Origin of the sequence: Nodosilinea nodulosa PCC 7104, from assembly GCF_000309385.1 — a bacterium.
In the GTDB taxonomy this organism is placed as follows: Bacteria; Cyanobacteriota; Cyanobacteriia; order Phormidesmidales; family Phormidesmidaceae; genus Nodosilinea; species Nodosilinea nodulosa.
Genome location: NZ_JH976537.1, coordinates 2,767,024 through 2,787,216 on the forward strand (window position 1 = coordinate 2,767,024; position 20,193 = coordinate 2,787,216).

Annotated in this window: 15 protein-coding genes; 9 read left to right on the forward strand and 6 right to left on the reverse strand. The window is 58.1% G+C overall.

The window, feature by feature from the left end; genetic code table 11:
• Nucleotides 1-196: 196 nt before the first annotated feature.
• Nucleotides 197-1,480, reverse strand: coding sequence for a serine hydroxymethyltransferase (gene glyA / locus LEPTO7104_RS0112900; RefSeq protein ID WP_026072655.1), 1,284 nt, complete (start codon nucleotides 1,478-1,480; stop codon nucleotides 197-199).
• A gap of 451 nt (nucleotides 1,481-1,931) precedes the next feature.
• Here glyA and crtB point away from each other — a divergent pair, with 451 nt between their 5' ends.
• On the forward strand, nucleotides 1,932-2,858 hold the full coding sequence (crtB, locus tag LEPTO7104_RS0112905) for a 15-cis-phytoene synthase CrtB (RefSeq protein WP_017298995.1): 927 nt from the start codon (nucleotides 1,932-1,934) through the stop codon (nucleotides 2,856-2,858).
• Between the two features lie 121 nt (nucleotides 2,859-2,979).
• Nucleotides 2,980-3,453, forward strand: a complete 474-nt coding sequence (locus LEPTO7104_RS0112910; RefSeq protein WP_017298996.1) for a DCC1-like thiol-disulfide oxidoreductase family protein — start codon at nucleotides 2,980-2,982, stop codon at nucleotides 3,451-3,453.
• A 108-nt stretch (nucleotides 3,454-3,561) separates the two neighbouring features.
• Here LEPTO7104_RS0112910 and LEPTO7104_RS0112915 read toward each other — a convergent pair whose 3' ends face one another.
• The 3 genes from LEPTO7104_RS0112915 to LEPTO7104_RS33720 all read right to left on the reverse strand — a co-directional run bounded on the left by LEPTO7104_RS0112915 (nucleotide 3,562) and on the right by LEPTO7104_RS33720 (nucleotide 4,838).
• Nucleotides 3,562-3,891, reverse strand: a complete 330-nt coding sequence (locus LEPTO7104_RS0112915; protein ID WP_017298997.1) for a DUF2973 domain-containing protein — start codon at nucleotides 3,889-3,891, stop codon at nucleotides 3,562-3,564.
• 103 nt (nucleotides 3,892-3,994) lie between these two features.
• Nucleotides 3,995-4,261, reverse strand: a complete 267-nt coding sequence (locus LEPTO7104_RS0112920; protein WP_017298998.1) for a TIGR02450 family Trp-rich protein — start codon at nucleotides 4,259-4,261, stop codon at nucleotides 3,995-3,997.
• Nucleotides 4,262-4,385: 124 nt separating this feature from the next.
• Nucleotides 4,386-4,838, reverse strand: a complete 453-nt coding sequence (locus tag LEPTO7104_RS33720; protein ID WP_017298999.1) for a hypothetical protein — start codon at nucleotides 4,836-4,838, stop codon at nucleotides 4,386-4,388.
• Between the two features lie 515 nt (nucleotides 4,839-5,353).
• On the opposite strand from LEPTO7104_RS33720, the gene LEPTO7104_RS0112930 reads away from it, so the two are divergent.
• From LEPTO7104_RS0112930 to LEPTO7104_RS0112960, 7 genes are all read left to right on the forward strand, one after another.
• Nucleotides 5,354-5,659 carry a HepT-like ribonuclease domain-containing protein gene (locus LEPTO7104_RS0112930; RefSeq protein WP_017299000.1) on the forward strand — a complete coding sequence of 102 codons (306 nt, stop codon included), beginning with the start codon at nucleotides 5,354-5,356 and terminating at the stop codon, nucleotides 5,657-5,659.
• Between the two features lie 55 nt (nucleotides 5,660-5,714).
• The gene (pheS, locus tag LEPTO7104_RS0112935; RefSeq protein ID WP_017299001.1) at nucleotides 5,715-7,166 is read left to right on the forward strand and encodes a phenylalanine--tRNA ligase subunit alpha; all 1,452 of its coding nucleotides are present in this window, start codon (nucleotides 5,715-5,717) and stop codon (nucleotides 7,164-7,166) included.
• A gap of 965 nt (nucleotides 7,167-8,131) precedes the next feature.
• A complete protein-coding gene (locus LEPTO7104_RS33725; protein ID WP_155523621.1) occupies nucleotides 8,132-10,630 on the forward strand; it encodes a DUF7925 domain-containing protein in 2,499 nt (832 codons plus the stop codon).
• A gap of 107 nt (nucleotides 10,631-10,737) precedes the next feature.
• Nucleotides 10,738-11,301, forward strand: a complete 564-nt coding sequence (locus LEPTO7104_RS0112945) for a DUF11 domain-containing protein (protein ID WP_017299003.1) — start codon at nucleotides 10,738-10,740, stop codon at nucleotides 11,299-11,301.
• A 166-nt stretch (nucleotides 11,302-11,467) separates the two neighbouring features.
• A complete protein-coding gene (locus tag LEPTO7104_RS0112950; protein ID WP_017299004.1) occupies nucleotides 11,468-13,045 on the forward strand; it encodes a DUF11 domain-containing protein in 1,578 nt (525 codons plus the stop codon).
• Nucleotides 13,035-16,781 carry a porin family protein gene (locus tag LEPTO7104_RS0112955; protein ID WP_155523622.1) on the forward strand — a complete coding sequence of 1,249 codons (3,747 nt, stop codon included), beginning with the start codon at nucleotides 13,035-13,037 and terminating at the stop codon, nucleotides 16,779-16,781. The genes LEPTO7104_RS0112950 and LEPTO7104_RS0112955 overlap by 11 nt, the downstream gene beginning before the upstream one ends.
• Entirely contained in the window at nucleotides 16,778-19,015 is a 2,238-nt protein-coding gene (locus tag LEPTO7104_RS0112960) for a DUF11 domain-containing protein (RefSeq protein ID WP_083887061.1), read from the forward strand. Before LEPTO7104_RS0112955 ends, LEPTO7104_RS0112960 begins: the two co-directional genes overlap by 4 nt.
• Before the next feature lie 69 nt (nucleotides 19,016-19,084).
• On the opposite strand, the gene LEPTO7104_RS0112965 is transcribed toward LEPTO7104_RS0112960, so the two are convergent.
• Nucleotides 19,085-19,414, reverse strand: a complete 330-nt coding sequence (locus LEPTO7104_RS0112965; RefSeq protein WP_017299007.1) for a hypothetical protein — start codon at nucleotides 19,412-19,414, stop codon at nucleotides 19,085-19,087.
• 54 nt (nucleotides 19,415-19,468) lie between these two features.
• Complete coding sequence (locus LEPTO7104_RS0112970; protein WP_017299008.1) at nucleotides 19,469-20,086, reverse strand: hypothetical protein; 618 nt, start codon at nucleotides 20,084-20,086, stop codon at nucleotides 19,469-19,471.
• Between the last annotated feature and the right edge of the window lie 107 nt (nucleotides 20,087-20,193).

The window sequence follows — 20,193 nt, forward strand, 5'->3', positions numbered from 1 at the left end:
GTGCTGAGGCAATAACACTGAGTCAGAGGATATTTTGGCCCGAAACAGTCCATAGGATAGGTCGAGTCTGGCTAAATAAGCAAAAACTCCATGCAATTATGACAGATCATTAAGGCGTAACCCCAACTTTCTGTAACACTGCATGGAGTAATATTCGGTCTGGCGCGGTAAAAGCCTGGCCTGGAAACGCGATGGCTTAGACCAAAGCTGGCACCAATCCGCCGAGATGGGCGTACAGAGGGAAGCGATCGCACAGTACAGCCACTCGCCGCCGACAGGTTTCAGCCATCGCGGCGTCCTCAGGATTGAGCAGGCGATCGGCGATGATGTCGGCAATTTCGGTAAACTCGGTTTCGCCCATCCCCCGGGTCGTCATAGCTGGAGACCCCAGGCGCAGCCCGCTGGTCACAAAGGGCGACTCGGGATCGTAGGGCACCGTGTTCTTGTTGGCGGTGATGTTGACCTCGCTGACCAGCTGATCGGCGCGCTTGCCGGTTATACCGATAGAGCGCAAGTCGACTAACACCAGATGATTATCGGTGCCGTCGGAGACCACCTTGAAGCCTCGCTGCTGGAGCTGGGCCGCCAGCCGCTTGGCGTTGGCAATCACTTGGGCGGAATAGGTGCGAAACTCAGGCTTGAGGGCTTCGCCAAAGGCCACAGCCTTGGCCGCGATGACATGCTCTAAGGGGCCGCCCTGGCTGCCGGGAAAGACCGCTTTATCAAACTTTTTGCCCAGCTCAGCATCGCGGGTGAGAATCAGGCCACCGCGAGGTCCGCGCAGGGTTTTGTGGGTGGTGGTGGTAACCACGTCGCAGTAGGGCAGGGGATTGGGATGCAGGCCAGCGGCCACCAATCCGGCGATGTGGGCAATGTCGGCTAGCAGGTAGGCACCGACTTCGTCGGCGATCGCCCTAAATTTTTCGAAGTCAATCGTGCGGGGGTAGGCCGAATAACCGCAGATAATCATTTTCGGGCGGTGCTCTAGGGCCTGGGCACGAATTTGTTCAAAGTCGAGCTGCTCCGTATCGCGGCTGACGCCATACTGGGCAACCTTGAACCACTTGCCCGACACGTTGACCGGCGAGCCGTGGGTGAGGTGACCACCGTGGGAGAGATCCATGCCCAAAATGGTGTCGCCGGGCTGGAGCAGGGCCAGAAACACGGCGAAATTTGCCTGGGCACCGGAGTGGGGCTGCACGTTGGCATGGGCGGCGCCAAACAACTGCTTGGCGCGATCGATCGCCAGCTGCTCAGCTTCATCCACAAAGGCGCAGCCACCGTAGTAGCGCTTGCCGGGTAGCCCCTCTGCATACTTGTTGGTCAACACCGATCCCTGAGCCGCCAGCACTGCCGCCGACGTAAAATTCTCGCTGGCGATCAGCTCCAGGTGCTCACGCTGACGCTGTAACTCGCGCTGCACAATACTCGCCAGCAGTGGATCGGACTCTTGCAGAAAATCAAAGTTAGTTTGAGGCACGGGCAAGGCTCCCAACGGTCAACAGAACGATACAGACAGAGCAGACCGGTGACAGGTAGCCGGTCGGGGCCGCCTTCCCCAGATCAGCTGCCCGCCCCCATACCACCACAGCCATCGGCATAATGGTGCCATGCAAAACGTGGTAGAAGCTGAGGCCACTGAGCCGGTTTTGAGGCGCAGTCTATTATCTTATCTGGGTGCCTCTAAATTGGGTAGGCCAACGGCGGCGATCGCCTGCGCTCAGACGCATAGATGACGCACAGATTCGGAATGTGTGAGCAAATGTTACGGATTGCAACATATAATCTTTAGGAACGGCGAGGCGGGTTGCTTCGGGGAATGGGCCGATTTCAACTGTTTTGCCAAAGTTGGGTGCAGTTGTGAGAGGCTAGTTTAAGCAGAATTGCCTGTAGTCGGTTTGAGATTTATATTCTCCAGGTTTGGGTCATTAATGCTGCAACTGACGGATTCTCCCCCCATCCAATCCCTCTCCTCCATCGAGGAAGCCTACGAAGTGTGTCGGCGCGTCACGGCCAAGTATTCCAAGACGTTCTACACTGGCACTATGCTAATGGCCCCCGCCAAGCGGCGGGCGATCTGGGCTATCTATGTCTGGTGCCGCCGTACCGACGAGTTAGTGGATGGGCCGCAGGCGCAGTTCACCAGCGAAAAGACCCTCGATCGCTGGGAAGCCCAGCTTGAGTCAATCTTCGCAGGCTGCCCGGTAGATGACGAAGACGTGGCGCTGGTCGACACCCTGGAGCAGTTTCCCCTCGACATTCAGCCCTTTCGCGACATGATTGCGGGCCAGCGGATGGATTTGCACCGCTCTCGCTACGACACCTTTGAGGATCTAGAACTCTACTGCTACCGGGTGGCGGGCACCGTGGGGCTGATGTCAACCACGGTAATGGGCATCGACACCCAGCTCCAAACCGCTCCCTGGAGCCAGCAGCAAAATCTCGACCCAACGCCTCAGGCGATCGCCCTGGGCATTGCCAACCAGCTCACCAACATCCTGCGCGACGTTGGCGAAGACGCCCGCCGCGGCCGTATTTACCTGCCGCTGGCCGATCTGGCAGCCTTCGACTACACCGAGGTAGACCTGATGGCCGGGGTTGTAGACGATCGATGGCGGGCTCTAATGGCCTTTCAGATCGAGCGCGCTCGTCGGTTTTATGCCGAGGCAGAGAGCGGCATTGGGCTGCTTAGCGAAGATGCCCGCTGGCCAGTGTGGTCAGCCCTGGCCCTCTACCGCCAAATTCTGGACGTTATCGAGGAGAACGGCTATGACGTCTTTACTCGACGCGCCTTTGTCCCTTCCCTGCGCAAGCTGTTAACCCTGCCCGGTACCCTCTTGAAGGCGCGGGTACTTTGAAGCCAAACGGAGAAAGGGCGGGTAGCGGTTTGGCTACCCGCTTGGCAAGCCAGGACAGGGCAAATTTATTAAGATATATGTAGAGCCACTGGGCTCTAGCCGCTGTCTCACCTTGCCTGCCATGACAACCACCGCCGCTTTTACGCCTGAAGCCCCAGCCGCAACCGATTGGAAGATCAAGCTGCTCTACGACGGCGACTGCCCCCTTTGCCTGCGAGAAGTCAACTTTTTGCGCCAAAAAGACAATGGGCGCGGCCTGGTTGTCTTTAGAGATATTGCCGCCGCCGACTACAGACCTGAAGACAATGGCGGCGTCGATTTTGCTGCGGCCATGGGTCGCATTCATGCCGTGCTGCCCGATGGTACAGTCATTAAAAATGTAGAGGTATTTCGGCAGATATACGCTGTGCTAGGGCTGGGGTGGGTGTACGCCCCCACAGGCTGGCCTATCCTCGGGCCTCTGGTGGATTGGATCTACGAAATTTGGGCCAGATGGCGGCTGGCGGTAACTGGGCGGCCCAACCTGAGGAGTATTTTGGCGGAGCGAGAGGCCAGAGTTCAGCAGGGCTGTGGCGGCGATCGCTGCAAGATTTGACGCCGCCGACAATGCGCCCAAAAACCTATAGCTACGTGGTAAAAACCAGTGGCCGAGCATTGGCAGCGTTGGAAAAAGGTTGATGCGGGCCTGATCAAAAAGTCCCGCCTATGGCTCTACCTCAGGGCTGCCATCGTCTGAGTCTTCAAGGGAGAAGCTGGTGCCGTTGTAGAGGGCATCAAGCTGCTCACGGGCATCTTTTACGGAAATGGAACGCATGACTAACAAAGGTTCACGAATGACGTGACCATCTTGATCTAGCAGCTCAGGGTGAGGAACGGAACCCTCGCCGCCAGGGGACGGCTGTCCGGGGGCGTAGGTTCGAGGCGACTGAGGGCTGCGGGCGCTGCCGCCGAGCAAGATCAAGTTTCTGACCAGGTTTGCGATCGCCATAATGGCCAGAACCGCAAACGCAATGATGTAAACGACGTGCCACATAGCTGCTGTCCTCTGGCCAACCTTTGCCTGTACTGACTTTAACGTGTTTCAGGTCTCCGTGCTGTGTCAGGCCAAAAACTCAGACCCCAAACTCGCTTGACCTCTAGTTTAACCAGAATTTTTCTGTCTCATCCTCGGCCCTAAGGCTGCTCAGCGGCTGCCATCCCGGCTGCCAGAGCGATCGATTTTTCAGCTGCTTAGCGTTTACCCACAGCCGCACCGAAGGATCGCAGGAAGCCACCAGTTCAGCGAACACCCATTCGCCCTCCTGCTTTCGGTTGGTGACCTGAAAGTGCCGCCAGCCTTCGGTTTGCTGGTGGGCTGTCCACTTGGAACCCACCAGATGGGGATATTTTTGTTTGCGGGGCATAGGACCAAGGGGAAGATCAAGACTTAAAAACAGGCCCAGCCTCGGTTGGGTTTACCAAGGAGAGCGGCTTTTGCAAAAAATATCGCACTCTAAATCACAGTCTAAACAGAGGCGTTAACGCAACCTAGCGAATGCCGCTTGCCTGCAGGCGCTTTTTGAGGCGGCGGATGTGATTGGCGCGGCTGCCAATTTGGGCCTGCTTGTCTCCCAAAAGCACATAGATACGGCCTGAGAGCAGCTGGCGTAAAAAGGGTCGTTGATAGACCAAAATACCGTCTAAACCGGCCTCCGTATCTTCGGCGTAGCCCATTTCAGCTAGCGTGGCATCCAGCTCGCGCTTGAAGGTTTTACGGCTGCTAATGGGCAGATTCAACGTCGAGCTACGGTTGATCAAAGCCCCCAGAACGCCCCCCACAGTCCCAAACAAAAGGCCATACTGATTAGGGAGGCCTGTATCTAATCCAATTCCCAGGGTTTTAACCGCCAGCAGGGTCGTAACCAGGGCCGTGCCGCAGAAATAGTACAAAAATGTCAGGCCAAAGCCAGGACCAGAGGGCAGAGTTGGTTCGTCGGTCATTGCACTGTTTGAATGGTTGATGGTGTGGAACTGGTATCTATCTTGTCATCAACGCCGAGGGTTTTGGAAACAAATAGTTTTCCGATGGGGCGGTTGTAAATTGCCACCCCCACAGCTGAGCGAGGGCGCATAGTGCGCCCCGCAGCCGACTTAGACAGTTTGGCCTAGACTATCTGACTTAGACTATCTGACTTAGACCGTCATGAAATCCGGAACATTCCAGTGCAGAAACCTTCACCTTTAAAGCGATCGCCTAAATACTCTAAACAACGTTTGAATGGTCAGCGCTGGAATGGAGGGCAGCCATCGCTACTAACCCTTAGCGACCAGCAAAAAGTTGAGAGATTCAGCGATCTTCTAAAAAAGTATCCGGACTGTTGCCCAGAAAAAGGGTCTAAAGATGAGGTCGGAGGATGGAAAGCAGGGGCATAATTAGCCCTGGAGCCTTTGTGTATTTACTATGCCCCCAATTATTATTCGGTCTAATGCAAGAGGATATATCTCTACTCAGAACTATGTACCAGATGACCGAGCAGATTATGGCCGCAAATCGCGGCTCTAAGGAGCGCTTTCTGGCCAGTGTGCAGCTGCAAAGCGCAGCGGTAGCTCGGTTGTTGACCATAGCCAACTGCGCCCGGGCTCTGACGCCTGAGACCTCCCAGACGCTGCCCCTGGTGGGCGGCCAAGCGGTTGACAGTTTACGCGACGCGATCGCAGACGACAACGACAATGTGAAGCTTGAGCTGCTCTGGCAGATCGTGCAGCAGGATATCCCTCAGCTGGCCCTGGCGTTAGACCGATGGCTATCCGCCAAAGCTTGAGGGCTAGGGGCGATCGCCCCTGGTAACCTAAAGAGGGAAATCCCAGGAGCTTGTCATGGTCGATCTGCTTCAGCTCAGCGGCAAACAGCGGCAGTTTGTGGAACTGCTGCAGCGGCGGCACACCGTGGATAGTCTGCGAGCGCTTTGCGCTGAGGCCGGGTTTGACTTCAACTTTATCAACGGTTTTTTGCGCAGTGGTGCCCTCGACGGCTACGTGCAGCATCAGGAGCACACCCAAAGAACCTGGGTGCTGACCCCCAAGGGCGATGAGCTAGGCGGAGTGCTGCCGGGGTTTTCTCTCGCCGATCGACTATTGCAGGGGGTGCGCGATCGCGCCACCCTCCAGGCCGAACTCGGCACCACCTTCAGCCTCAACTACGGGGCACTGCGGCGCGAGCAGGCTGTCGATCTGGTCGATGGCGATGGCGAAGGGATGGTTGCGGTGCTGAAGACGTCGGTACTGGGAGCCTACCAGCAGAGGCAGGCAGTATTTGGGGCGATCGCCGCCGACAAATCCCTGACGGAGGGGTCCGCTGCCTCCCTGGGCTGGCTGCAACAGCAGGGCTATATCACCAGTCGCAGCGAGACAGATTACAGCCTGACGGTGCTGCCCAATCTACAAACCCTCGATCTGGGCGACGTGGTGACGGCCCTCACCAGCGAGCGTATTCTCTCCGGTCAGTGGCGGCAGATTGACCTCAAGCCCTACGACATTCACGCTGAGGTGCCCGATGTAGCCTACGGTCGGCCTACCATTCTCAACCAGTGTATTCAGCGCATTCGCGATATTTTTCTCAACATGGGCTTCGACGAAATGTCGGGCTACATAGTGGAGTCGGCGTTTTGGAACTTTGACGCTCTGTTTACCCCCCAAGATCACCCCGCCCGGGAGGTGCAGGACACTTTTTATCTGGCCACCCCCCAAACGCTGCCGTTGCCTAGCGATCAATCCCTAGTCGATCGGGTAAAGCAGGTGCACGAGGCCAACTACGGCGGCCAGTGGACTGAAGCCGAAGCCAGCCGCGCCATTCTGCGCGCCCACACCACTACCTCCACCGCCCGTCGCCTGCACCAGCTCCAGGGCAAAGATGGCAAGTATTTTTCGATCGATCGCGTGTTTCGCAACGAAACCGTCGATCGCACCCATCTGGCCGAATTTCACCAAATCGAAGGTGTGGTGGTGGGGGAACTGCTCAGCGTGCGCACCCTGATGGGCTACCTCACCTACTTTTATGAGCGCCTGGGGTTCAAAGATTTAAAGTTCAAACCCACCTATAACCCCTACACCGAGCCATCGCTAGAGGTGTTTGCCTACCATCCACCGAGCGATCGCTACATCGAAGTGGGCAACTCGGGTCTGTTTCGCCAGGAAATGCTGGAGCCTCTGGGCTGCGGCAACAAGGCTACGGTGGCTTGGGGTCTGGGCCTGGAGCGCATTGCCATGCTGCTCTACGGCGTCGAAAAACTTGCCGACCTGATTGGGCCAGACATCCGGCTGGATGAGTAGCTCCAGCATTCGCGCTTTTTCCCAGCCCCCTGCCCCCCTGCTTTCAAACAATACCTAACCTCCCGCCCTAGAGCACCACTTATTCTAATTGCCAGCCAAACCGCATCGCTATTTTTACTGAGCCCTGATTCAGCTATTTGATGGCATCAGTAAATTTTCTGAATCCAAAAAACTTCTTTCATGCTTCTAAAATCCAAGCCATCAATTGCTATTAGAATGTGATATTGATACTAATGCCGCTCTACGCGGCCAATAAATCGAACCGCAAGATACCGAAATATGGCGCACTGGCATGTAGTCCTCAACCCAAAGGACTATGCAGGGTGTCCCAACCGATCTAGCAACAGCCAAATCGCGCAATTAAAAGACCCAAATCCATTTTCAGGCCTCCGTTTATCAATGCTTAAAAAACCTGGAAAAATCTTTTATCTAACCTTATTCATCCAAAGCAATAAGGATTACTAAGTTTATTTCATTTACTTCAGAGGCCGTCATATCGCCACAAACCTTTACATAAAAGAGGTTTTCAAGGCCTGTAGCGATAGCACGCCAGGAAAGATTTTTGCCAATCTTCTGAACAGATGGTAGGTGGCGCAGCATATTGGGAATAATTAATTTTGAAAAAAATGACGTCAGGAAAGGTGTAAAAAGCTTGATTTAAAAGGCTTGAGGCTTATCTCTACCAGGCGGCAAAAAGCTCGATCTGATAGAGTTATCAGCTTTGCTGGTCAGTTGGCCGACAAAGCTATTTCAGGAAGCTTTAAACCGACTCATCCTAAATCGGCGTTACTCTCCAGCATTAGGAGCTATAAATCCATACTTGAACTTTAGATCTTAATGCCAAGGCCATCTTTCTATTAGCGCTCTGTTGCTCTCCCACTTCGCGAGTGGTAGCTACATCAGGCCCAATGCGGTCAAGGAACCTGACGGAGCCTAGCTTTTCTGTGCCATGCCATTTACCAGCCATGAAAAATACCCATACACCACCTCAATTTCGCTCGTTATCCAGTAGTTTTCGACCGCTGGTCATTATGGCGATCGCCGCCGCTGGCGTTTTCCGTTTTCTGGTCCCTGTTCTAGCCGAAGGCACCGCCGCTGGCACCGACATTATTAACCGGGCTACCGCAACCTACAGCGATGGCACAACCAACTTTGACGCCATTTCCAATACCGTCACCATCAAAGTAGAAGAGGTACGCGGCCTCACCGTCACCGATGCGGGCTTTACTGATGCCAATGGCAGCAGCATTGCTACCGGCGACAACCTCTACTTTGACTTTTTAGTCACCAACACCGGCAACGCCAACGCCTTTGTCTATGTTCCAGGGGCGACGGCCCTCGGCCCGCTGGCCACAGGGGGCAACATCACCGCTGTCGAAATCATTGAGGTCAACGGCACGGCGCTGGGTGCTGCGATCGCGGTTCCGGCAGGAGGTGATAGCACTAACAACCTGGCAGCGTTCCCCAATACAGGCATTGTCGGAGCCGACCAAAACTTTAAGGTGCGGGTGACCATGGCCGTCACCGCCATCAACGGGGGCGACCCGGTGAAGGTGCAGTTTGGTAATACGGCTGACAATCCCCCCAACACCCAAAACCAGCAAAATATCCGCGATGACTCAGACGGGGCATCCAATGCCAACGATGTCCGCACCTTAGACGCCGACGGCACCCTTACTCCAGCCAACGGCGAACGGGAAGCCGCTGCCTCTCACCAGGAAGTAGTCGGTACCCAGCCCAAGCCCCTAGCCCAGACCACCCTGTTGCTGACGTCAACAACCGCACCGGGAGCCAACGCCAACAGTGCCGTAGACGATACCATCACCTACGATCTCGACTTCCGGGTAGCCAATAATCCTCAGCCAGGATTCCCGGTCGGCAGCCTAGAAGGCACCACAATAAATCTCAATGGCACTCCCACCGAGCGCATTTTAGTCTCCACTACCGTGCCCCCCAACACCGTGTGGGATGGCAACGCGCCTATCGTGCCCAACGGCAACTGGATTCCAGTCTATTCCACCGATGACGCCTATACGGGTGTCGAGAACCCGATCAACGGCGTCACCTGGACCACCACCCCGCCTGCACCCGGCACCGTCAAGCGGATTGGTTTCGTCTACGACTCAGGCGCCAATGGAGCCCTGCCGCCCGGTACCGCTGTCAACGATTTTAGATTCACCGTGGTGACCAGCGGCTTACCCACCACCGGGGGTAGCGTCGCCAACATTGGCCAGATCTTTGGCGAAACCCTCAACGATCCAGCCAACAATCTGGTCTACGACGAGTCTGGCGACCAGGATGCCAACAACTACGATGATGGCGTCTTCCCGCCCAACCCCGACATCAGCGACTTTATTGCCAATCCCCAAACCGGTGCCGCCAACCCCAACGACCCAGATACCAACAGCAACAACACCGGCACTGGCCCCAATGGAGAAGCAAACGTCATCGGCATTTTGCCCCTGGCAGCTGCCAACAGCGCCCTGCTCAATGGCCCCAACAACGTGCCCAACGCCATTGGCCCCACCAATGCCCAGGACGACTTTACCAACGCGGCCACCACTGTACCCACCCCTGGAGTGCAGGGTAGTGCTAGCGATCCGGCAGCGGTGACGATCACTAACACTGTCCAGAACACCATTGCCACCAATCTGGATAACGTCAAGCTCTTGCCCTTTGCCCCCGATGCGACCAATGCTCTAACCGGTGGGGTCCACGGCACCAACGCCAGTATCCCTGACGGCACCACGGTGACGATTAAATTCGGGGCTCAAACTGCGGCCTATACCTACACTGCGGCCGGGGGCTTTGCTCCGGTAGCCGCTAACCCACCTGTAGTAATTGGCACCCTGACCGCCAATCAACGACAGTCCTATACGGTGACGGTGGACTTGCCAGCGGGCACATCCCAAATTCAGGGCTATACCATTCCCGTCGTGGCCTTTGTGGATAACGACAGCAGCAACAGCTTTGTTGCCACAACAGACACGATCTATAACTTCACCAACGATCGCATCTATCCCGGCTTTATCAATCTGGTGAAGGCGGCTCGCATTCTGGATACCAACGGCACCACCCAAATCGATCCGGCTGGCCCCGGCCCCAGCTACACGGCGACCCCAACCGGGCGGCCAGCGCCAGGGCAGTTTGTGGAATACCAGATTACCTACCAAAACATCTCTGAGATTCAACCTGCCACTGGCGGCGGCAACGTGCTGCTCACCGGCAGCGGGCTCGTGATTACCGAGGACGGAGCGGCGGCACCGAACACCTGGGCGGGGATTACCAGCCACCGACAAAATACGGCTGCTACCCTCGGCACCCTGCAGTTCTACAACGGCGCAGTTTTGCTCGGCAGCACCGACCCGGCCTCAGGAGCGGCGGTAACCCGATACGTCAACACGATTCCTTCCCTGGCACCGCAGGTGAGCGGCTCGCTGACCTTCCGCCGGATTGTCAACTAGCCAGGTCCATCGGGGAATGAGGCGTGACGTTCTGCAACGTTTTTCGTCCCCTGGGATGACCGCCATCCACTGATATTTGCACAACATTCTGGACGAGATTAATCACTATGAAACGCTCACTTAGTTTAGGTTTAGCGGCCCTGGCGACCCTCGTGGTTATTCCCCTGGCCAAGGGCAGCCCCGGGCTGGCTCAGCTGCAAAATAGGGGGACCGAGATTGTTCAGCAGGTGCTGCGCCCAGAGATCAAGCTGGTGCTGCAGGCCGAAAAACAGGTGCAAACGCTAGATGAGCAGGGTAAGCCTCTGATCGCCTGGCAGCAGCTAGAAGGTGAGGCCACGGTGCAGCCCCAGGATGTGCTGCGCTACACCATTAGCTCAGAAAACGCCGGGGAAATGGCCGCTAAGAACCTAGTGATTACTCAATCTATTCCATCGCAGATGACCTACGTGCTGGCGACGGCAGTGGGCAATGACGGGGCCAAAATTACCTACAGCATTGATGGCGGCAAGTCTTTTGTGGCCGAGCCTTTAGTAGAGGTGGTGCAGGAGGATGGCACGGTAGCGATGGAACCGGCCCCGGCGGAAGCCTACACCGACATTCGCTGGGATTTTGCGCAGTCTTTAGAGCCTGAGGTGGTGGTGCAGGTGGCCTACAACGTCACTGTGAAATAGCCCCAGGGGCGAGCCCACCCTGGCCGCGATCGCCCTCTATCACCACCCTCACCCTATCCACTTGCTGAAGGTCAGGCCCAGCAGGACAGGATTTTTTCGCCTGTTGGTCACGGCCTACCGTTCGCGCCGTTCCGCTGGATCTCCCCGTTATTTTCGAGCCGCTCCGATGGTTACGCTCCTACTCAAATTGTCACTGCAATGGGGACTGGCACTGCTCAGCCTGGCTGCACCGAGGGGCCTAGGTTCTCAGCGCCGCCGCCGGCTCAGCCATCTGCTGCTGTTGCCCCTGGAATTTGGCCTCGCAGTGGGATTGACCCTTGGGCTGGCTGCTCCGCTGAAGGCCCAGCCAGCCCCCGACGCCAGCCTGAATAATCAGGCCACCTACAGCTACAGCGTTGACAACAGCGGTCGCACCTGGACGGGCTATGGTGCCGTATCGCTAGGGCGATCGCTGATCGACCCCTTTGGCACTCTGCTGGGGTGCGGCGGCGCGCCCCTGCCCAACTACCAGGGGTTTACCCTGGCGCTCTACAACCCGCTGCCCGGAGATGCCACCCAGTCGGAGCTGGGTTCGCTGGTGTCGTTGACCCCGACCGAACTGCCCGACATTCCCGGCAATGGGGTGCCGAGCGGCCTGGCCCCCAACACCACCAATGCCAATCTCTACAGCCTGTCATCCCAGGGCACCTATAACTTTTTGCTGGATGCGGCCCAGGGGCAAGTCGATGTGGGGCGCACCTATCTACTGGTGGTGAATCCGCCCGTCGGCACTCCCTACGTCCAGCGGCGGGTCAAGCTCCAGATTCTCAGCAACGGCGGCGGGGTGATTACCTATCGGGCAACGTCTCTGGACGGCCAGCCGATTACCGCTACCGGAGCTACCCAAATCGACCAGCAGACCGTCCAGGTCAACAATGCGGCCCAGGCGGGGCTTCAGCTCTCGGCCCTCAACCTGGTCACAACGCTGTGTAATGCCCGCCAGCTACAGCTGACGAAGTCGGGCGATCGCGCCGTAGCCCAGCCGGGCGACACCGTGATCTATCGGGTTTTGGTGCGCAACCAGACCGATATTTCGCTTCAGAATTTTACCTTTACAGACACCCTGCCCCTGGGCTTTCGCCTGGTGGCGGGGTCTGCCCGAGCAGCGTTGGCGGATCAGACCTATCCGGTTCAGGTCAACCAGTCTGGTTCCACGGTGGAATTTCAGGTAGATGCCGCCGCCGTTCTGCCGGTGGGTGAGGCGCTGAGCGTAGTCTACGCGGCCCAGCTGACTCCCGATGCCATCCGTGGGACAGGACGTAATTCGGCGCTGGTCACAGCCCGCCGCAGCGATACCGGAGGGCTGTTGCGGGATGGTCCTGCGACCCACCGACTGCGGATTGATCCAGGCCTACTGTCAGACTGCGGCACCCTGATTGGCCGCGTCTTTGAAGACCTGAACTTCGACGGCGAACAGCAGAATGGGGAACCGGGGATTCCCTACGCGGTGATTTTTCTCGACGACGGCAATCGCATTACCACCGACGAGCGGGGCATTTTTTCCCTGGCCAATGTGCTGCCGGGCTATCGCTCGGGCACCCTCGACCCGCTGAGCATTCCCGGCTATGAGCTGGCCCCCAACCAGGTCTTTATCGAGCGCAATAGCACCTCTCGGCTGGTGCATTTGGCCCCCGGCGGCATGGTGCGGATGAACTTCGGGGTCATGGCTCAAAGCCAGGCGGAGGGTAGCGAGAATGAGCTGTAAGCGAGTCTATAGGGCAATGGTTGCCGTCGGTAGTCTTGGCCTGGTTATGGGTACTGGCATGCCGCTGGCGAAGGCCGAAGCTTCCGTCGATCGCCCGACAATCTCAGCAAGTAGCACCCCTGCAAAGGCCAAACCTGCCGACGCGATCGCGCTAGCCCACCCTGCGGATCCAACCTCTGACCTAGGTGAGCCGTTACCTCTCCTGATCGCGGATGAGACTCCAACCGCAGAGGGTGCCAGCGAGCTGCTCACATCCCCAGACTCAGCAGCACCCAAACCGGGCATCTCTGACGCGATCGCCGATGGGGCCCCAGCCACAGGTGGGGCCAGCGAACCATTCCCTCCCCCCGATGCGGCAGAGCCAGGGCAGGAGAGCCCTGACGAATCCGTGGTCCAGGGGTCAATTCGCGTTCTGACCCCCAGCCCGGACGCCGTCCTCGATATTCCCTCCACTACGGTGACGCTGCAGTTTCCCGTGGGCAGCGAGATTACCCTGATGGTCAACGGCAGCCCGGTGCCCGCCGACCTGATTGGCCGCACTGAAACCAACCTGGAAACCGGCCTGATTACCCAGACCTGGTACGGGGTCGGGCTGCACGCAGGCGAAAATCAGCTGTCTGCCCAGGGCCAGCTGGCCGGAACCACGCTGGCCGGGGCCGAACAGCTGGTGAGGGTGCGCGGCGCGATCGCCAGCCTCAGCATTACCACCCTGGAGAGTCGGGTCACCGCCGACGGCCGATCGACGGTCACCGTGCAGGGCCAGCTTTTAGATGCCCAGGGCAATGTCGCCAGCCAGGACACGGTGATCACCCTGGAAGCCAGCCAGGGACAGTTCACCGATGAGGATCAAAACCCGGACCAGCCAGGGTTTCAGGTGCAGACCCAGGGAGGCAGCTTCCGCACGACGTTGCAAACGGGGCTAACCCCAGGTCAGGCGACGATTCGGGCCAGTCGGGGCGAGCTGGAAGCCTACACCCAGGTGGAGTTCATTACCGAGCTGCGGCCCACGCTGCTGACCGGGGTGGTGGATGTGCGGCTAGGGGGCGGCGGCACCGATTTTTATAGCCGCTACCGCGATTTTTTGCCCCCCGACGGTGGGGCTGGCACCCAGCTAGCGGTGCGGGGCGGGGCCTTTGCCATCACCTCCTTTGGCGACTGGCGCTTTACCGGGGCCTACCGCAGCGATCGCGCCCTCAACGAAGGCTGCGACGGCACCGTGCCGCTGTTTCGCACCTACCAAGACTGCGATCGCGCCTACCCGGTCTACGGCGATGATTCCACTTCAGAAGTGCTTGCTCCTTCCACCGACAGCCTCTACCTACGGCTCGAGCGCACCTCTCCCGAACTCAACGCCGGGTCGGATTACGTCATGTGGGGCGACTACCGCACTGACGAGTTTGCCACCTCGTCTCAGCTCTACAGCAGCATTAGCCGATCGCTCCATGGCTTTAGCGGCAACTATAACCTGGGCAATCTGCAGCTCTCCGCCATCTACGGCAACAACATTCAGGGATTTCAGCGCGATACCATTGCCCCAGACGGCACCAGCGGCTTTTACTTCCTCTCGCGCCGCCTGCTGGTGCCGGGTAGCGAGGCGGTTTACTTTGAGCTAGAGGAACTCAACCGCCCGGGGCAGGTGCTCGATCGCCAGCAGCTCAGCCGCGGCCCCGACTACGAAATCGACTACGATCGCGGCACTCTCCTATTTCGTCAGCCGGTGTTGCGCACCGTGGTCGATAGCCAGGGCCGTAACCTGGTGCGGCGGATTGTGGCCACCTACCAGTACGAGGGAGGGGGCAGCACCAGCCTCTACGGCGGTCGCCTGCGCTATCACCTCAACCGCGACTCAGACCAGGCCAGCTGGCTGGGGGCCACCTACCTGCAAGAGAATCAAACGGCCCAGCAGTTTCAGCTCTACGGGGCCGATGCCCAGGTGAGCTTTGGCACGGGCGGGCTGCTGCTGGCCGAATACGCCCACTCGACCAATAGCCTGGTCAGCACCGCCCCGGTATCCGGCGATGCCTATCGGCTGGAGGTGAGCAATGCCTTTAGCGACCAGCTCTCCGGGCGGGCCTACTGGCAGGAGGTTTCCCCCGGCTTTGCCAACAATGCCACCACCAGCTTTGTGCCGGGCCAGCGCCGCTACGGGGCAGAACTCCAGGCCGATCTGTCAGAAACTACCACCCTGCGCTTTGGCTACGACCACGAAGACAACTATGGCATCGCCCCCGCCACCCTGACGGCGCTGGAGCCGCTTCTATTTCCTGGCGTTACTGCCGCGCCGGGGCAGCCCCTCGATAACTCGCTGACCACGATCAGCGCAGGTATTCAGCAGCAGATTGGCAGCGCCACTACCTCGATCGACTGGATTCACCGCGATCGCCGCGATCGCCTCGCCCCCGAATTTAGCTCCGTCACCGACCAAATTCGCTCGATGGCAACGCTGCCCATCGCTGATAACGTCACCTTCACCGCCCTGAATGAGTTCACCCTGGCCGGGCGCACTGATGCTGTCTATCCCAATCGCAGCCTGCTGGGCCTCAACTGGCAAATTTATCCCGGCATTAGCCTTGGGGTCACCCATCAAATTCTCAACGGAGGTCAGTATGACAACGACAGCCTCACCTCCCTCTATCTATCCGGCGACTACGAGCTGGGATCAGACACTCGGTTCACGGGCAACTTCTCGATGTTTGATCGGGGTCAGATGTCTGGCTCCATCGGTGTTGAGCAGGGCGTTACCCTGGCCCCGGGCCTGCAGCTGGATCTGGCCTACGAGCATGTGTTTCAGAGCAATAATCTTGTCACCGGGGCCGGCACCCAGTTTGCTCAGCCCTATGCCGTAGGCCAGGCGGCAGCCGCTCTGGCACCCACGGGCGGCGACAGCTATAGCGTCGGACTGTCCTACACGGGCAGTCCCGACTTTCAGGCCAATGCCCGCTTTGAGCATCGCACCTCTAGCGCCGGGTCGAACACCGTCATATCCGCCGATGCTCGGGGTCGCCTGACGCGATCGCTCACGGTCTTAGGCCGCTTTCAGCAGGCCAGTGCCGCCAACCAGCTGCTCTCAGGGCTGGGCGATACCACCAATCTGCGCCTCGGCCTGGCCTACCGAGACCCCGAGAACGACAAATTAAATGCCCTGCTGCGCTATGAGTACCGCCGTAACCCGGGCCTGCTGCCCGAAAGTCTGCTAGCGGGCAGCGGCAGCGGCTCAGCGGATCATGTCTTTTCCGCCGAGGCGATCTATGCTCCGAACTGGCAGTGGGAATTCTACGGTAAGTTCGCCTTTCGGAGCAGCACCTCGTACCTGGCCTCAGACTTAGTCGGCAGCAGCACGGTCACCCTGGCTCAGCTGCGGGCGACCTACCGCCTCAATTACCAGTGGGATATTGTCGGCGAGGCCCGATTTATCAACCAGCCCAGCGCTGGCTACGGCGAAACCGGGTTCTCTCTGGAGACGGGCTATTATCTAAATCCAAATCTGCGGCTGTCGGCGGGCTACAGCTTTGGCGGCGTCTCCGATCGCGACTTCAGCGGCTCCCGCTCGGCGGGTGGCCCCTACTTCGGCCTCACCCTCAAGCTCGACAACTCGCTGCTAGAGGGCTTCAGCATCGACGACCCATCGATTGGTGTTGATGCCCCAGCCACTGAAGCGATGCCCCTAGATATACAGTCAGGCGATGGCGCGATCTCGCCCAACAGTCAGCCGCGTCCCCCGGAGGAAGAACTATGACGTTAAGGTCTTCTGTGCATCACGGCGCAGCCGCCAAATTACTTCGGCTCCTGCTGGGGATACTCTCGCCAACGGTTTTACTCGCAGCTGCGCTGGCTGGGGTCTCTCCACCCGCGAGGGCCGAGGGCAGTCGAGATATGGTGACTGACGGCGGCGATCGCCCCTTTACTGAATGGGCTAGCAGCACAACAGCGGGCATTCCCCGTCAAACACTGCTGAAGGTCTATGTGCAGGCCGGAGAAACCCTCAATTTAGGATCGAGCGTCTATGCCAGCGCTACCGACCCAGCCGATATCGTCTACCGAAACCCTTCGGGGCAGCAGGGCTCCTGCAACGTGCTAAACACAGGCTTTGGCTGGATTGACACGCTCGCCAAAGAAACGGCAGGTCCTTTACCCAACGTCAACGGCTACACCCCCTGCATCGTCACCGCCACCCAAACAGGGATTTATGAGGTTGAGTTTCACGCCCCGGCTACTAGCGGGAACCCCACCCCTGTCAGTGCTACAGCCGCCTTCCAGACCGATGCCACTCAGCGCTCTGGCGTTGCCGCCTGGGACATTACCGTTAGAAATAGTGGGGGCACGGCCCAACTCGGGCGTGTGTTTACCAGCTATGTCGCCATGAATATGGGCGCAAATAACCGTTTTCTGGCTAGCGATTTCTATATCCAAACCTGGGACGGTTACCTCTACAGAACCGACATGAACAATGTCGACCCCTTTGGATTTGTTTTTTTTGGTAACTCTAGGGGGTTTCTCGACGCAACTAACGGCAGCACGCTATATCACTCTGCCCAGGCAGTTGACAACAACCTCAATCCGTTCTTTGGCAACGTCGTTGTTCAAAGTCCCTTGGCAGCTAACAATTCTTCAACCAACAGCTACACCCATCTGGTGTTTTTTAATCCTCCCGATGGCAAGACTCTCGACCAATTGGGTATACCAAGAAGTCCATCGGTACCGCAGCCTCCTAGTGATTTCCGGTTTGTGGGCGCTAATAATAGCGACAACCGCACCCTGGTTGGCGTTGGGGGAAATTTTTATTTCACCGTCGCGGGTGGCAGTAGCTACCGCATTATCTTAGATACCAATACCGACGGCGTATTTAACGCCGCGACGGATCGCGTGTTAGAAAATATCTTGGTTCCTGGGGCGAACCAAGTGTTTTGGGATGGCAAAGACGCCGCTGGCAACAACCTGCCGCCCCGCCCAGGCAACGCCCCCTACAGCGCCAGAATTGTCATTCGCAATGGCGAGTATCACTTCCCCATGCTGGATGCTGAGTCTAATGCCAGTGGATTCATCATCGAAATGACCAATCCACCCCAGAGTTTCCCCAATTTTTTAGATTTAAATGGTGTGCCCATCGATCGCTATACCGTTTATTACAACGACAGCAACTACACCACGGCCAACGGCACAACCGTCAGCCTAGACGGCGGCGGCGCAACCTTTCCTCGCAATGCTATAGAAGGGATTAGAAGCAATGGCGGAGAGCACGAGTTTAGCAGTAACTACGGCGACTTCAAGGGAATTGATACCTGGGCATTTTTTCCCAGTGAAGCCGTTTTTTCAAATGTCATCATCACCACTGCAATTACCGATCCGGCCATACTGCTGGTGAAGCGGATTACGGCGATTAACAGCACTAATTTCACGGGTGTCGTGGACGGCGTTAACATCTCTGGAGATCCCAACTATGTGCCGTCCCCCCGCGATCAGGACGATAATCATCCCCGCTGGCCCAGTGGCTTTCTCAAGGGGCAGATTACGGGGGCTATTCAGCCGGGTGACACGGTGGAGTTTACGATTTACTTCCTCTCCAGCGGCACCGCCCCAGCCCAGAATGTGTTGTTCTGTGATCTGGTGCCATCCAACGTGACCTTTTTACCCGCCGCCTATAATGCCACCGCTGCGGCCAGCGGCCCCAATCCGGTGCCGGGCGTCACAACAGATGGCGGCGATCGCGGCATCGTGCTGGGCCTGGGCACGCAGTCTGCCACCAGTCCGTACCCCATTCAGGTGTCTCTGTCCAACAGCAGCGATGGCGATGTGGGACAGTACGTTGCCCCCGGCATCGACCTAACCACAATCGACAGTCGTTTGGCCGGCTGCGGCAGCAACACCAACGGGGCGATCGTGGCCAACCTGGGCAATTTGCCCCAGGCTACCAGCGCTGGAGATCCGGCGGGCTCCTACGGCTTTGTTCGCTTTCGAGGGCGGGTCAACTAGCCCAGCCCCGGCAGGCACAAATCCCTGGCCAGCGCGGCAGCCAGGTAGAGTTCCGTGAGTCATCGGGTCTCAGGCGGCTGATTCTTCCGGAATTTGATCGGCGGGTGAACTACGGTCCAGGGAACCTGGGGGCGCTGCCTCGACCTCCCCTACCAAAACCTCTAGCTCCAGGGTGAGTTGCTCACCGGGTTCTGGCTCGGCACCGTCCTCGGGGGGGGCCTCAGGCTCTCCTTCAGCGGCCTCAGCGCTGTCGCGGGCTAGCCAGGGAGAATCGAAGTGGTGCCATGGCAGCACAGGCTCGTTGGGCAGGCTTTCGGTGAGCACGGTGATGTTACTGACATCTGGCTCGGGCAGGGCCACCCGCCGCTCTAGAGCTGTTTCTTGCTGTCCATCACTCATTACTGGTTCCCGCTGAATGCGTTAAAAACCCTGGGTTAGAGCTTTTGAAGGCTGCTAGAACGTCCCAAACGTTGCCCCAGCAGCCACGTAAATTACCAGAATATGTACCAGCATGATAGCAGTTGTGCCCCAGATGGTGTAAGCCGCATATTTAAGGCTTTGCGATGTATCTTCGAGGCGCTGCTTATTGGCGTTGTAGGTTTCAGAGAGGTTTACCAGCATTTGCAGCTGGTAGTCTTGCTCGGGCAGGGCCAGGTAGGTTTCTAAAAATTTACGGTCTTCCAGGTTGGGGGTGACGGCCACCTGGCGGGGCAGAAAAGCCCCCATCAGCAGCGAAAAGCTGACCAGAAAGCCCACCACTTCGGCCAGGCTGAACAGGCTGCCGCTCACCAGCAGCCGCGAAATGCTGAGGCTGGTGAGCAGCGCCCCATTGGCGACAAACAGGATGTTGAGCTTGGTGGTCAACAGCTGGCTTTGCTCGCTCTGCTCGCGCAGCACCATGCGCACATCCTGGGCCGCCAGGGCCAGGGTAGCCGGGGCGATGGTCGGTGGGGTGGGGGGTGGCTCCTCCACGGGCAGGCTCAGCTGTACCTCGTCGGCGGGGGCGGGGGGCAAGACGTCCACCGGAGGCAGGGTATCGACGGGGGCCGGGGTAGAGACAGCATTGACCATGGCAGCGGCCGCTAAAATGATGCGTTAGAAGCTTTGGACTCAGCAAAGTCCTGAAGCCTAAACTAGGTTTCAGAGCATTGGCGATGGAAAAAGCCTGGCTGGCGATC